General features: G+C 68.8%; 15 protein-coding genes. 7 read left to right on the forward strand and 8 right to left on the reverse strand.

Features of this window, described 5'->3' with window-relative positions; translation table 11 throughout:
* Positions 1–141: 141 nt before the first annotated feature.
* Positions 142–300: a hypothetical protein gene (locus IEY89_RS23605; protein WP_189149463.1), complete on the forward strand. Its 159-nt coding sequence runs from the start codon at positions 142–144 to the stop codon at positions 298–300.
* A 22-nt stretch (positions 301–322) separates the two neighbouring features.
* Here the strand turns inward: IEY89_RS23605 and IEY89_RS23610 are convergent, their stop codons facing one another.
* Positions 323–1,639 carry an MFS transporter gene (locus IEY89_RS23610; RefSeq protein ID WP_189149464.1) on the reverse strand — a complete coding sequence of 439 codons (1,317 nt, stop codon included), beginning with the start codon at positions 1,637–1,639 and terminating at the stop codon, positions 323–325.
* Between the two features lie 123 nt (positions 1,640–1,762).
* Here IEY89_RS23610 and IEY89_RS23615 point away from each other — a divergent pair, with 123 nt between their 5' ends.
* Positions 1,763–2,692, forward strand: coding sequence for a phytanoyl-CoA dioxygenase family protein (locus IEY89_RS23615; protein ID WP_189149465.1), 930 nt, complete (start codon positions 1,763–1,765; stop codon positions 2,690–2,692).
* Here the strand turns inward: IEY89_RS23615 and IEY89_RS23620 are convergent.
* From IEY89_RS23620 to IEY89_RS23650, 7 genes are read right to left on the reverse strand one after another with little or no spacing between them, the layout of a single operon-like run.
* Positions 2,679–3,797 carry a GNAT family N-acetyltransferase gene (locus IEY89_RS23620; RefSeq protein ID WP_189149466.1) on the reverse strand — a complete coding sequence of 373 codons (1,119 nt, stop codon included), beginning with the start codon at positions 3,795–3,797 and terminating at the stop codon, positions 2,679–2,681. The genes IEY89_RS23615 and IEY89_RS23620 overlap by 14 nt on opposite strands.
* A 19-nt stretch (positions 3,798–3,816) precedes the next feature.
* The gene (locus IEY89_RS23625) at positions 3,817–4,992 is read right to left on the reverse strand and encodes a GNAT family N-acetyltransferase (RefSeq protein WP_189149467.1); all 1,176 of its coding nucleotides are present in this window, start codon (positions 4,990–4,992) and stop codon (positions 3,817–3,819) included.
* A gap of 56 nt (positions 4,993–5,048) precedes the next feature.
* Positions 5,049–5,585 (reverse strand): P-loop NTPase family protein, encoded by a 537-nt coding sequence (locus IEY89_RS23630; RefSeq protein WP_189149468.1) that lies wholly within the window; start codon positions 5,583–5,585, stop codon positions 5,049–5,051.
* Positions 5,573–6,388, reverse strand: a complete 816-nt coding sequence (locus IEY89_RS23635) for an HAD family hydrolase (RefSeq protein ID WP_189149469.1) — start codon at positions 6,386–6,388, stop codon at positions 5,573–5,575. Before IEY89_RS23635 ends, IEY89_RS23630 begins: the two co-directional genes overlap by 13 nt.
* Positions 6,389–6,393: 5 nt before the next feature.
* The gene (locus IEY89_RS23640) at positions 6,394–7,077 is read right to left on the reverse strand and encodes a class I SAM-dependent methyltransferase (protein WP_189149470.1); all 684 of its coding nucleotides are present in this window, start codon (positions 7,075–7,077) and stop codon (positions 6,394–6,396) included.
* Positions 7,078–7,110: 33 nt separating this feature from the next.
* Positions 7,111–8,949: a B12-binding domain-containing radical SAM protein gene (locus IEY89_RS23645; protein ID WP_189149471.1), complete on the reverse strand. Its 1,839-nt coding sequence runs from the start codon at positions 8,947–8,949 to the stop codon at positions 7,111–7,113.
* A 19-nt stretch (positions 8,950–8,968) separates the two neighbouring features.
* Positions 8,969–9,961 (reverse strand): thymidylate synthase, encoded by a 993-nt coding sequence (locus IEY89_RS23650; protein WP_189149472.1) that lies wholly within the window; start codon positions 9,959–9,961, stop codon positions 8,969–8,971.
* A 262-nt stretch (positions 9,962–10,223) separates the two neighbouring features.
* Between IEY89_RS23650 and IEY89_RS23655 the strand changes: the two genes are divergently transcribed.
* The 5 genes from IEY89_RS23655 to IEY89_RS23675 are packed head-to-tail and all read left to right on the forward strand — an operon-like array spanning position 10,224 to position 13,747.
* Positions 10,224–11,036: a hypothetical protein gene (locus tag IEY89_RS23655; protein ID WP_229695386.1), complete on the forward strand. Its 813-nt coding sequence runs from the start codon at positions 10,224–10,226 to the stop codon at positions 11,034–11,036.
* A gap of 4 nt (positions 11,037–11,040) precedes the next feature.
* On the forward strand, positions 11,041–11,817 hold the full coding sequence (locus tag IEY89_RS23660) for an energy-coupling factor transporter transmembrane component T family protein (protein WP_189149474.1): 777 nt from the start codon (positions 11,041–11,043) through the stop codon (positions 11,815–11,817).
* Entirely contained in the window at positions 11,814–12,683 is an 870-nt protein-coding gene (locus IEY89_RS23665; protein WP_189149475.1) for an energy-coupling factor ABC transporter ATP-binding protein, read from the forward strand. Before IEY89_RS23660 ends, IEY89_RS23665 begins: the two co-directional genes overlap by 4 nt.
* Positions 12,683–13,519: an energy-coupling factor ABC transporter ATP-binding protein gene (locus IEY89_RS23670; RefSeq protein WP_189149476.1), complete on the forward strand. Its 837-nt coding sequence runs from the start codon at positions 12,683–12,685 to the stop codon at positions 13,517–13,519. The genes IEY89_RS23665 and IEY89_RS23670 overlap by 1 nt, the downstream gene beginning before the upstream one ends.
* Before the next feature lie 54 nt (positions 13,520–13,573).
* Complete coding sequence (locus tag IEY89_RS23675) at positions 13,574–13,747, forward strand: transposase (RefSeq protein ID WP_229695387.1); 174 nt, start codon at positions 13,574–13,576, stop codon at positions 13,745–13,747.
* Positions 13,748–13,771 lie beyond the last annotated feature (24 nt).

A 13,771-nucleotide genomic window follows, 5' to 3' on the forward strand; every position in this document is an offset into this window, starting at 1 on the left:
CAGACCCTGTGGACAAGTCGGGCAGCCAGTGGGGCGCACTTCATAGTGAGAGAGACCTCACATCTGCACGACGCACGAGACACGACGCACAAGGACAGGAGGACAAGAGAACAACGCGAAACGGCCCTCACCGTGATCACGATGAGGGCCGTTCACCTGTTCTTGTGGGGCACCGACGGAACTCGTATGGCGGACGCCCGGGCGGACCGTGCGGTGTTCCACCGGGGCCGCCTCGTCTGCCGCACCCGGCACGAGCGGGTCTTCCCCGCAGGTCTGCCCGGTGCGCACGGCGCCGGGTGATTACCGGCCCCCGGCCTCGCTATCAGGCCGAGGGGGACCGGTCCGCGTCCTCGGTCGCGGGCGCGGACGCCTCCGGCGTACGACCGAGCTCCCGCGCCTCCTCCAGTGTGCGGGCCCGCCGCAGGGGGGAAACGGTCAGCCAGAACGAGACGACGAGGTAGGAGAACCCCACGACCCAGAGGGCCGTACCGGGGGACAGGGCGTCGGCCAGGGCACCGCCGACGATGGCGCCCAAGGGCAGCGTGCCCAGGGCGACCAGTCGGTAACTTGCGGTCACCGCACCGATCTGGTGCTCCGGCGGAATGGCCTGCCGCAGGCTCACGGCGAACACGTTGAACAGCGCCACACCAAAGCCGTTCAGCATCATGGCGACCGACGCGAGCACGGCGACGTACACGCCGACATGGTTGACGACCGGAACGAGCAGCAGGCCGAGCGCGGCCAGCACCGCCCCCAGGGCCAGCACGCCGCCGACGGCCCACCGTTTGGTGAGCCGGTTGGCGCACAGCGAACCGATCAGGGCGCCCACGCTGCCGACACCGATGATCACGCCCACGGTGGTGCCGCTCATGCCGAGCCCGCGGACGGCGAACACCAGGAAGATGGTGAGAAAGGCCTTCTCGTGCAGGTTCGACAGACCGGCCTGGACGCACAGGTCCCGGATCGGGCGTAGTGACCAGGTGTAGCGGAGCCCGGAACCGATCGCCTTCAGCGCTGACTCACGAGGTTGTTCGGGGGCCTTGACGCCCCGCAGCAGCAGACCGCTGACGACGGCACCCGCGGAGCACGCGGCGGCCACCGTCAGCGCCGACGACAACCCCAGCCTGCCGACGAGGAAGCCGGCCGCGGACGGTCCGGCGAGGGTGCTGACCGAGTACGTCGCCTGATGCAGACCGTTGGCCGCGGCGATGGAGTCCAGCGGCAGGATCCTGGGCAGCGTGGCCTGGTAGGCGACCTCGTAGAAGACGGTGGCGACACCGATGACGGCGGCGGCGCCGACAAGTTGGCCGAAGGTCAGCCCGTCGGCCGCCTGGAAGGCGCCCAGCGCAGCCAGCGCCGCGCCCTGCGCGAGGCTGGCAGTGACGAGGGTGCGGCGCGGCGGATACCGGTCGACCATGACACCGGCGATCAGCGAGAGCACCACGACAGGGACGAACTGCACGGCCGAGACGAGGCCCACGCCCGTGCCGTCGGTGTGCAGATAGGTGACCGCGATCAGGGGTAGGAGAAAACTGGTCAACTGTCCGCCGAAATGCGCCGAGGTTTCCCCCAGCCAGATGTTGCGGAAGTCCTTGTTCTCCGCAACAAGGATTCGGGTATCCCTGTCGAATATGGCCACTCCAACCCCCGGTCAAACCCTCTGTGAAAAAATCATTGCAACGCTAGCATGGGGCACTCCCGTCCGCTACCGTGAGGGGCGATGCCGCTTTTGCAGCCTATTTTCGGTAACAGGAGTCGAGGGATGTACGACCATTCTGGACTTACCCCCGAGGAAGTCGACCTGCTCCCCCGCGAAGAAGATGTCCGGATTTATTCGGAGCGCGGCTGGTATTTGTCCGAGAAGCTGCTCACTGACGATGAAGTGGACGCTCTGACGGATGCCAGCGAGCTCTATTACACAGGCCAGCGCGGCCGTGAGCTTCCCATGCGGCCAGACAGACTGGCCGACTGGACGCCTGCGGACGGTGACGTCCAGCGCAACAACGACTACATCCACTACCAGGACGAAATCATTGGGAAGATCCTGCGGAAACCCATCCTCGGGGCAGTCGCGGCCCGTTTGGCGCAGACGCATGAAATACGTGTCTTCCAGGCAACGCTGATCTACAAGCCGCCGGTCGCCCACGAGAAGTCCAACATTGTCTCCTGGCATTTCGACAAGTATTTCTGGCCGACTTGTTCGTCGGACCAGATGCTGACCGCTTTCATTCCGTTCCACGACTGCACTGAGGAGTCGGGCACGATCACCATGGTGAACGGAAGCCATCGCTGGCGGCATCGGCACGGCGCCGCACGGCCCGTCGGGGATCCGCAGGACGTGCGGCGCGAGTATCTCCTGAACGGTGACGCGGAGCGGAACGACGCCTTGGTGGAGAAGGTTCCGGTGCACATTCCCAAGGGGCACATGACCTTCCACCACTGCCACCTCTACCACGGCAGCGGCCCCAACCGCAGTCCCCGGCCCCGCCGGGCCATCTCGTTCCACCTCCAGGACGGGACGAACACCTACCGCGACCACACCCTGTCGGACAGCCGGCAGGAGCCCTACAAGCACGACTCCCTGGTCCGCAGAACCCCCGCCGGCCAACCGGACTATTCCGACCCGGAGTTCTGCCCGGTGCTGTGGCCCGTCCACACGCCCGAAGGCGAGGCATCCGTCACAGGGGAGTGACACGGTTCAAGTCCCACTCGTCGTCGCTCATGCCGCCGCCCGCCTCCTCCCGTACCGCGTCGGCGAGTGCCTGGTCCGCCACCGCGTCGCGCCGCAGCCCGGCGCCCGCGGTGGCCGGCAGCGGGACGACGGCCGCCCACAACGGGTGCAGTGAAGCCCCGCGGTGCACCTTCGCCTTCAGAGCGGAGGGCCCGAGATGGAGCGCGGTCATGCCGTGGCGTTCCATGCGGTGCAGCGGTTCGTAGTACACGACGTTGAAGTACTCGTACGCGTTCCGCGTCCGCGTGTAGTCGAAGCCGGCCACCCGGGCGTAGCAGGTGTCCCGCCAGTCGAAGCTCAGGTTGGCACCGACCAGGCGCCCCTCCTCGTCGACGCAGCGGAACACCGTGCCCAGGTCGTCCAGACAGCGTGCCTGGACGGTCAGGAACGCGTGGATCTCCGCGGGGTCGAGCGAGGCGCCGTAGCGGTCCATGGTCTGGCCGACCAGGGGCGCGAACTCGTCGACGCAGTCGGAGAGCCGGGCCGTCTCCACGCGCAGCCCGGAGCCCGCGAAGCGCCGGATCTCGTACTCGCGCTTGCGGACGTTCCGGCCGAGCAGCTGCCGGTAGGACTCGAAGGTCCCGCCGTCGTTGTGCACCACGGCCTCGGCGGCCCGCAGCTGTGCCCGTACCTCGAACCTTGCCGCGAGCAGCCGCAGACTGTCGGTGGTAACGAAGTCGAAGAGCAGCGCGTCGCAGTCCAGCGCGGCGGCCTGCTCGGCGGCACCGGCGATCAGTGCGTCGAGTGCCTCCTGTGCCGCGCCGGGATCCTTCAGCAGGAGGAACTCGTTGTGGTAGCCGGTACGGGTACCGACTCTGAGCACGGTGCGGCCCTCGGCCACGTCCGGCAGGGGCGGTGCGTTCTCGGACAGGAAGTCGTAGTAAGGCGTCGCCGCGAGGAGTTCGCCGTCGGCCTCGACCGTGAGATACCCCGGGGTGGCGAAGTCGGGCCGCTCCTGGCCGCGCAGCCAGGCGTGGCTCTGGTAGAAGCAACTGCCCGGCACAAGCGCGTCCCAGGCGGCCGGGTCGATGTCGTCGATCGACTTGAAGTGCTTCACATCAGGCATGTGCGCTTCCTCCCCTTGCTCACAGCAGCCAGTCGTCGGTGTTCAGCCCGCCCACCACGAACCGGCCGTACTCGGCGCCGAACGCCTCCGCCCCGGCGCGGTTGCGTTCGCGGACCTTCTTCTCGTCCGCCGCCAACGGCCGGTCCACTCCCACGAACACGCTGTACAGGGGATGAGGCTGGGCGCCACGCGCCAACTTGGCCTGAAAGGTGCCCAGACCGAGGTGGATCGCCCGGACGGTCCGCCCGACGCCCGACGCCACGGGGTGGTAGAAGACCAGGTTGAAATAGTCGGCCACGTTGGGCACCGAGTAGTCGAAACCGGCCACACGCGCGTAGAGCGTGTCGCCGTGCCGGTACCGCAGCGCGAAACCGACGGGGTGTTCGGCATCCTCCGCCAGCAGCAGTGTGCTGCGGTCGCCGAGGTAACGGCCCTGACGGTCGTACACGGCCGCCGCGCGCTCCTCGCCGTACTCGTGTCCGTGCCGGCGCATCAGCGCGCTGTTGAGCGGGGCGATCTCCTTGACGACCTCGGGAAGCGAGACCTCCCGGATGGTCCGTCCGCTGCGGTCGAAGTCCCTGCGCTCGCGCCGGGCCCGGGGCCGCCGGCCGGAGGGCAGCCAGGCCAGGTAGTCGTCCAGGTTCTGCCACAGGCCGACGGGCAGGACGGTCTCCACGTCGTGGTAGAGGAGTACAGCCCCGTCGTCGGCGTGGGCCTCGGCGACCTCCAGCGCCTCCGCCCGGGGCAGGTAGTAGTACCCGAGCACGCTCGCCCCGGCGGTCCCGGCGAAGTCGAGGGCCGCCGCGGTGAGCGCGCGCACCGCCGCCGAGCGCTCCGGCGCCGTCACCCCGTCCCGGCCCGGCAGTTGCCCCCGGAACTCCGACCAGCCCGCACCGATCGCCAGGGGCGTGGCCGCCAGATGTACGCGGTGTTCGTCGCTGATCAGCCCGGCGAGCAGGTCGGTGGGGGTGTAGAGCAGGTGCGGCGGGCGCATGAACGCGTACGCCTCGGCTCCGGCGACCGGCGCCCCCTGATCGTCGCGCGCAATCAAGTAGCGGGCGGTAGCTCCGAGCGGCAGTTCCTCCGTGCGTACGCCGGCGAAGCCGCTGCTGGAGTAGATCGTCCCGCCACTCACCAGAGCGTCCCATTCCACCGCCGGTAACTGGTCGACGGAGTCATACGAGGAGACGGGCATGGGGGAGCTCCAAGGAAGATGATCAGGTGGGATGTGGGCCTAAACCATACCGGGGTTCATTTCAGCAGAGACCGCACATCGCTGTCCCGCGTGTGCACGAGCAGGACGTCGGCGCCCCTGAGTTTGTCGAACAACCTTTGGTTGGCGAGCCGTTGGGAATCGCGGACCTTCACGGCGTACCAGAGGATGGACCGGGGGCCGATGACGGACCACAGTGTTTCCCTGACGCCGCCCCAGAGTCTTTCACGGCGTATCCAGCGCCGTACGGTACGGCGCAGCAGCCGCGGCCAGGTGACACGGAGCGGCGGATCCGTCCACACCACGCAGTCGGCCCGGTGGGCGAAAGCCTCGACGGACTCGGCGAACTGACCGTCAACGATCCAGCGTTCGGCCGCCAGTTCCCGCTCGACGCGGGCCAGGAACTCCGCCGTGGGCACCGGTGTCCAGGCCGGCCCCCAGAAGAGGGCGTCGAGCGTGACAGGCTCGACGCCACGCTGTTCGGCGAGGGCGCGGGCGAGGGTCGACTTGCCGCAGCCAGGACCGCCCACGATCCACACCCGGTCTGCCTCCGCGAGGCTGTTCACACGTGACACAGGCACATCCCCTCCAACCAGGCGGCCACGCCGTCCTCGTCATTGCGTGCGGTGAGGGCATCGGCAACCCCTCGTACGTCCGCGCTCGCGTTCGCCACGGCCACGCCGAGGCCGGCGGCGGCAAGCAGCCCCACGTCGTTGGACGCGTCGCCGAAGGCGACGACCTGCTGCCAGCCGACGCCGAGATCGGCGAAAATGGATGTGACCGCGGACACCTTGTCCGCCTCCGGGGCCGACACCTCCAGCAGTCCCGGTCCCGAGGAGGTCCACCGCACCGCACCCCGCACACCGAGCGTCGGCAGCCGGCCGCCGGGATCGGTGTGGACCATCAGACACAGCACGGGAGAACCGTCCGGCACGTCATCGACGTGCCGGACAGTCCCGTAACCGCTCGCCAGGATGTCGGGCCAGCCGGGACCGAGCAGCCGATCGTGCTCTCGGTCCACGGCCCAGGGGCGCTGCCCGACCACCGCGATCTCGGCCCGGACTGTGGCGGGGGTCATCGCCCGGATCCGCCGTACGTCGCCGCTGTCCAGGTCGCTGACGACGGCACCGTTGGACGACACCAGGAAGGCCCCCAGACCGGACACGGCGGACAGGACCTCGCGGGCGGACCAGTACGGGCGGGCCGTCGCGAAGACGATGTGGGTTCCCTGCGCGGCGACCGCACGCAGCGCCGCCACCGTTCGCCCGCTCAGCGTGCTGTCCGGCTGCAGCAGCGTGCCGTCGAGATCGGTGACCACGACGGCCGGGCGGCTGCCCCCACTGGTGCGAGGACAGCCGTTGAGATGCGTTCCGGTCACGGAGGTCACTTCTCCCGTGCGGGCTCACGGGGCGGCGGCATGCGGTGGGTGATCACGGCCGCGTACCGGTGGTAGTGCCACTGCTCGTAGCCCAGGTGGCTTTCGCCGCGGATGCCCAGGTCGGCGTTCTCGAACAGTTCCCAGCCGGGCCTCTTGACGATCCGGTCCATCTCCGCGGCCGTCGGGTAGTACCCGCACTGCCGCTCGTCGTCGTTGAGCCCGATCAGGTACTCGCCGAAGAAGAGTCCGCCCGGCGCGACCATGTCCATCGCGTGGTGGACGAGAGCCTCCATGGTGTGGGCCCGGTTGGGCGGCATCGACCACAGGCCGCTGCCCAGTACGAGCTGGAAGCCGCCCTCGGCGGGCAGGGTCATGTAGTCCTGCTCCACCACGGTGCACCGGTCCGCCAGGCCCTCGGCGGCGAGCCGCCCCCGCAGGCCAAGGATGTCGTGGTGCCCGTCGACGAGGTCCAACTCGCCTCCGTCGAGGAAGAGTTCGTCGCTCTCCACCCCGACGACCTCCCAGCCGGCGCGGAGCAGCGGCAGGGCGAACTTCCCGTCGGAGACGCCCAGGACACAGGCGCGCGGCCGGACCCGGCGGGCGTACTCGCCCAGTGGGATGTAGCGGGCCAGAGCGGGGAAATACGAGAAGTAGTCTCCCCAGTAACTTTTGTGATCGACGTCAAGCACATGCCCTCCCACGGCCGTTGTCGGTGCTGCTGGTCATGTCGCCGCCTCGGCTGCGCTGTTGCGGACGGTGCCCCACCGCTCAGCCGCGGACTTGTGGATGTACCAGATGTCGTCCTCGGTGAGCAGTCGGGAGACGACCTCCGGATAGGCCTCCTCGAAGTACGAGTAAGGGGGCCGGTTGTCCTTGCGTGAGTGGTAGTCCAGGCGGTCCTGGCCGTGTGCGGCGGTGATCGCCGTACCCGGGTGGTACGTGAGGATGTTGGGGCTGGCCATGACGAGCAGTTCGTCGTCGATCAGCCGACCGATCTCCTCGATCGTCTCCTCGATGGTCTCCCGGCACTCGCCGTCCAGACCGAAGAGGACCGAGCTGCCGACCCTGATGCCGTGGCCCCGGATGCTGGTGAGCGCCTCGCGCACCTTGCTCACCCAGGCTTCCGGGTTGCGGCGCAGCAGGTTCTTGCCAACGTGGGCCATCACACTCTCGGCCATGCTCTCGATGCCGATGTAGATATAGGTGCAGCCGCTGCTGCGCATCAGTTCGAGCCCGGTGCGCACCTCCTCTGCCTTGGCGCGGTTGAGCACCACGTCGACGGTGAGCTGGGCGCCCCACTCGAAGGAGCCGCCGCCCGGCAGGTCCGTGCCCTGCGCCCGCAGATCCCGGCAGAACTCGGTGATCGCCTTCCAGTTCCCGCCCCAGAACACCGGATCGTCGAAGAACGCGGCTTCCGCGCCCCAGTCCATGAGCCGACGAACCCGCCGGGCCACGTGCTCCGTCTCGCTCACCGCGAACCGCGTGGGCCGCTGGGAGACCTGGATGCTCTCCGAACAGAAGGTGCATTTGAACGGGCAGGAGTCCAGCGTCATCATGTGCGCCGTGCGACTGCCCAGGGGGTGGCTCCCGGCCTCCGCGAAGACACCGAAGCGCGCGCGGATGGAGAACGCCTCGTACGGTGAAGGGAGTTCGATGGAGCTGAGCCGCTCGCCGCGCACCGGCACCACCACCGCCTCACCGGGGCAGAAGCCGACGATCGTGCCCGAACCCCGGAGTGTCTCCTCGGCACCGGCCACCAGCGGAAGGGCGTCGAGCACCGCCGCGTTGTCGGTCGGGCCGAAGCCGGGCGGGACGGTCAGCGACACGGCCCGCAGCAGCAGGTCGAGCAGGGGTGCGCCGTCACCGGCGACCACGAAGTCGACGACTTGACCCGCGCGGCCGTCGCGGACGACCTCCACCGTGCTGCTCCAGGAGAACTCCGCCGTGCCGTCGGCGTCGCGGTACCGGATCGTCTCGTCGGCGTGCCGGCCGCCGATGACGACGACGCAGTGCGGCGCGTGCTCCTTGGCCAGCCCGGCCATATCCAGCGCGTACCGGTGCGCCGCCGACACCGCGCTGAGCAGGAGAACCTTGGGCCGCAGTGCGCGGAGCTCGGCGATGAACCGCTCCCGGGCCGCCTCGTCCCAGATGCGGGGGTCGAAGACGTGGCCGTCGGTGGTCCGGCTGTCCGCGACCAGTGTGCTCCGCGGCCCGTTCGCCGTACGTCGGTACTCCTCGTCCGGGTAGTCCCCCCAGTCGGGGCAGACGTCGTCGAGGGACGGCTCCTTCGGCAGTCTCGCGTGCAGCCGGGCCACCGAGCGCTGGATGGTCAGGGTCAGCGCCGAGTACAGGCACATCGGATCACCGGGATAGGCGACCTCGCCTCCTCTGCTGGTCGCCACCGGGACCAGTGCCGCCATGACCGGGTAGGTGAACCGGGCCCGGCCCGGGTGTGCCTCGAACATCCGGCGCCGCCTGACGACGAGTTCGGTCAGCGTCCCGCCGCCCTCGGCCGCCTCCGGACCTTTCGGCTCCAGTGGGGTACGAACCGTTGTCCTCACGTGTGATCCTCCGCCGCGATCAGATCGCGGCGATGAGGTTCGCGACGCCACCGCTCGAGGCCGGGCTGGTCACCAGCGACGTGGCGTCGCCCAGCTTGCGGTAGGCGTGCGTGGCCAGGCAGGCCCGGGCGGCGTCGGCGAACTCGGTGTTCGCCTTGTTCGCGGCGATCTCGTCCACGGCCGCGACATCGCCCGACTGCGCCGCGAGCCGCAACCGGCGCTCGAAGTCGACGAGTTCGCGCACGACCTCCCGGCCGCCGTCCGGGGTGCCGGGGAACGCGGGCAGCGACACCGCCTCCACCGGCTCCTCGACGACCTTCCGGGCCAGGTCCACCTCGTTCTCGTAGAAGTGGAAGGTGCCCGACTGGTGGATGTACGGGCCGCTCGGGACGTTCAGCAGCGACGCCGCGTACTGCTGCATCCCCATGAAGAGGAAGGCGTCGTACGGCAGGACCGTCAGCGCCTGCTGGGCCCGCATGACGGTGATCCAGGTGAGCGCGCCGTCCCGGAGGAACAGGTGGACGCCCACGGCGCACGGGTACTCCCGCGACTGGCGGAAGTTGTCCTCGGGCTGCAACACCATGGCGAACGCGCGCCGGTGGGCGGGGTCGCGCTCGATGCGGCCGACCACTTCCTCCAGCTGGTTCCCTTTGGAGGTCAGCAGCCGGTGGCCGAACGCACCGCTCAGCGTGTGCTGGTCGTCCGAGTACTCATGGGCGCCACGGCGGTAGTACGCGGGAGTGTCGACGTCGTTCCGGCCGTCCAGGGACCAGGCGAGCAGGCCGTAACAGTACGAGAGATTGACCGGAAGGTGCGGGGTGACCGCGAGACAGGAGGCCGGGTCGGCGATGCGGCTCTGATGGGCCAGGAGTTCGCGATACGGGCGGTCGTTCTGGCCGAAGCCCGACGCCTTGGAGAGCGGATCGCGCACCGAGGCGACCTCGCTGCCCTCCGCAAGAATGTCGCGTAAGCCCGCAGTGTACGAATCCGCGAAGGACTGGTGATTAGACATGCCAACGACCCCGTTCTGACGATTGATGAGAAACTCGCCACTTGCATGGAAAATGGGACAAAGCACCGCCCGAGGCGAGCCAAGTTTTGGTCAAGTAGAACGTCGAAGATCTTACTTTGTCAATTGAGTTTCGATATCCCTGACGAGGGGAACCACTTCACCGTTCGCCGGACAGGAGTGGCTGTTGACACGGGTCACTCGCACTCCGGATGATGACCGGCGGCTAATGGAGCTTGCCAACACTCGGGGAGTGGCAGTTCAAGTGACGGCACAATTTTCGTTAAATCCATGGCACTTATCTCCGCAATGGCGCATCGGGATCGGCGCGGCAATCGTCGCCATCACCTACGCGGGGCTGATCTCAGCCAGACCCGATTCCGTACACGGCGGCGTGGGCGGTCCGGCCGCCCTGCTCGCCCTGTGCGGATACACCCTCGGGGCGATGCTGATCGTCTCCGGTGCCGTGGCGGGGCTGCCGACGACGACCGTGGCCCTGCTGCCAGTGGCGATCACCATCAACATCGTGATGGGAAAGATCGTCTACTTCAGCGGCCTGCCGCTCCAGCTCGACTCGATCGGCACCGTGCTCGTGGGCGTGCTCGCCGGACCCGCCGCGGGCGCCGCCACCGGGGCTCTGGCCAGCATCGTCGTCGGGATGACCATCACGCCCGGGGCGCTGCCCTATGCGGTGACCGCCGCCTTGATCGGCTTCATCGCGGGCACCCTGGCCCGGGCCGGCTGGTTCCGGCGCGTGCCGACCGCCCTGCTCGCGGGGGGTGTGATCGGCGTGTTCGCCGGCGTGGTCTCCGCCCCCATCACGGCCTTCGTCTTCGGCAACGCCGGCGGCACGGTGGGACAGTCAGCCGTCATCGCGACGTTTCAGGCCTACGGAAACAGCATGCTGAAGGCCGCCAGCCTGCAGGGAATTATCGCGGATCCCCTGGACAAGGCACTGACCGTGGCCCTGGCCCTGACCCTGCTGGCGGGCCTGCCCTCCGGCTACGTGCACCGATTCCCCTTTGTCCAGCGGTATCGCGTGCTGGCGGTCCACCGCCTCGTGCCGAGAGGGACGTGACCTCATGGACATATCCCCGCGCTCGGCCGACGACTCCCCCGTGCACCGACTGAATCCGCTCACCAAGCTGGTCTTCGCGGTCACCGTCACCGTGTCCGCATTCGCCCTCACCATGACCTGGTGGCCGTTGCTGCTCTTCTGCACGGCGGTGCTTCCCATGGTAATTGCTTCGGGAACCCTGCGTAAATTCTTCCCCGTGCTCCTCGCCTTGTGGGTTCCGATCGCTCTCACAGTTTACCTGATTCAGGGCTTCTTCTATCCGGAAACAAGTCGCGTGGTGGCTGAAATCGGCCCCCTGGAGTTGAAATACGAGGGGCTGGTTTTCGCCACCCAGACCGCCCTGCGAATCATGGTGCTCATGGGCGGATTCTTCCTCCTTCTCCTCACCACACACCCCGGCGCGCTCATGAGCGCGATGACTCAGCGCGGCATGTCGCCGAAGACGGTCTACGTCGTCTCGGCCGCCCTGCAGATCGCGCCCGCCCTCGCCGGCCGGGCCCAGGGCATCCTGCACGCCCAGCAGGCGCGTGGGCTACCGGTCAAGGGGCTGCGCGGCCGGATCCGGGCCCTGGTCCCCATGGCCGGGCCGTTGATCCTCGGTGCCCTCACGGATGTGGGGGACCGTGCGGTGGCCATGGAGACCCGGGGCTTCGGCACCAGCCGGCGTCCCACGTTCCTGACCGAGGTGTCGGACACCTCGGCGCAGCGGGTTGCCCGGACCGTCATGGGACTGTGCGCGCTCACCGCCGTCGTCGCCAACGTACTCGGAGTGCTCCGGTGATCGAATTCAGGGACTTCTCCCTCACCTATCCGACCGGTTCCCGGCCCGCCCTGCGGGAGATCGACCTCGTCGTGCCGCGTGGCCAGTTCTGTGCCGTGGTCGGTGCCGAGGGAGCGGGCAAGACCACACTCGCGGGAGTGATCAGCGGAGTCGTCCCGCACATGACTGGCGGCGCGTCCAAGGGTTCGGCGCGAGTCTGCGGACGGCTGCTGACGGAGACTCCGCCGTCCGAACTCGTCGGCGAGGTCGGCCTGGTCATGCAGAATCCGTTCAGCCAGTTGTCGGGAGCGCGGTTCTCGCTGCGCGAGGAACTCGCCTTCGGTTTGGAGAACCTCGGCGTCGGCCGGGCCGAGATGATCCGGCGGGTCGAGCGGGTCATGGCCGACCTGAGGCTCACTGCTCTGGCCGACCTCTCCCCGTACGAACTCTCCGGCGGGCAGCAACAACTTCTCGCCATCGGATCGGCGTTGGTGATGAGGCCAGCGGTCATGGTGCTCGACGAGCCGACCTCGCAGCTCGACGCGGTGGGGACCGGCGTGGTGTTCGACGCGCTGGAGACCCTGCGGGCGCAGGGCGTGACCGTCGTCCTGTTCGAGCACCGGATGGAACGGCTGGCCCGGTGCGTGGACCGCGTCCTGGTCCTGGACGAGGGGCGGACAGCCGCCGACGGGCCACCGGCCGACGTCCTCACCGACCCCCGGCTCGCAGACTGGGGGGTGGCCCCGCTGCGCTACACGACGGCCGCACGCCGCGCCGTCGGGCGCGGCCTGTGGGAGGAGGACCGTCCACTGCCCGTGACACTGGAGGCGGCCGCCGACGGGTTCGCCGCCGCGCTGAAGAGCGCGCGAACCACCGGAGGCCTGTGATGGTGCTGCGCATCGACTCCCTGGTCCATCGCTACCCGAACGGAACGACCGCACTCGCGAACGTCTCGCTGACCGTCGAGGCCGGCGAACGCGTGGCGGTCGTGGGCCCCAACGGGGCGGGCAAGAGCACCCTGGCCCGGCACCTGATCGGCATCGCCCGCCCCACGTCGGGGACGGTCGAGGTGAACGGCCGCGACGCCGCGGAGCTCGGGATCGCCGATCTGGCCCGCAGCGTGGGCTTCGTCTTCCAGAACCCGGACAACCAACTGCACGCCGCCACGGTGGCCCGGGAAGTCGGCTTCGGACCCCGGAACCTCGGGTTTTCGGCCGACCGCCGGACCGCCCTCACGGAGTGGGCACTGCGGGTCACCGGCCTGACCGGGGAGACGGACAGCCACCCCCGCCATCTGTCGTTCAGCGAGCGCAAACGGGTCGCCCTCGCCTCGGTCCTCGCGATGGACACCCCGATCATCGTCCTGGACGAGCCCACCACCGGTCAGGACCACCGCTCCGTCGCCCTGCTCGAAGAACTCCTCGGGGACCTGCACAAGCGGGGGAAGACGATCATCGCCATCACCCACGACACGGACTTCTGCGCGGAGAACTTCGACCGGGTCGTCGTCCTCGCCGAAGGTTACGTGCGGTGGGACGGGCCCGTGGAGCGCTGGCTGGAGGGAGCCGAGGATCCGTCCGAGTCCGCCTTCGAGCAGCCCCAGATGACCCGACTCGGCCAACGACTCGGCTGGCGGACCCCCGTGGTCACGCTCGACAGCTTCCTCGACCAGCTGACCGACCACGCCGAGACCGGCGTCTGCCCCCGTCGCCCCGCCCCCTGAAAACCTGAGTTCCCTTCGTGGCGGAGGTCCTGACGGCCGGGGATGTTGGTCGTCATGGCGGAGAAGCGTCGCAAGTTCACGGCGGAGTCCCGTGAGGGGGCGGTGCGCATCGTGACGGAGACCGGGAAACCGGTCCCGGAGGCCGCGAAGGACCTGGGGATCAGGGCGACGACCCTGGCGAGCTGGGTCGGTGCGAGAAGGCCCAGTTGGCGGAGAAGGACGCGTTGATCGCCGGCTGACGGCGGAGAACGC

The sequence above is a fragment of the Streptomyces lacrimifluminis genome (assembly GCF_014646095.1).
Taxonomy (GTDB): domain Bacteria; phylum Actinomycetota; class Actinomycetes; order Streptomycetales; family Streptomycetaceae; genus Streptomyces; species Streptomyces lacrimifluminis.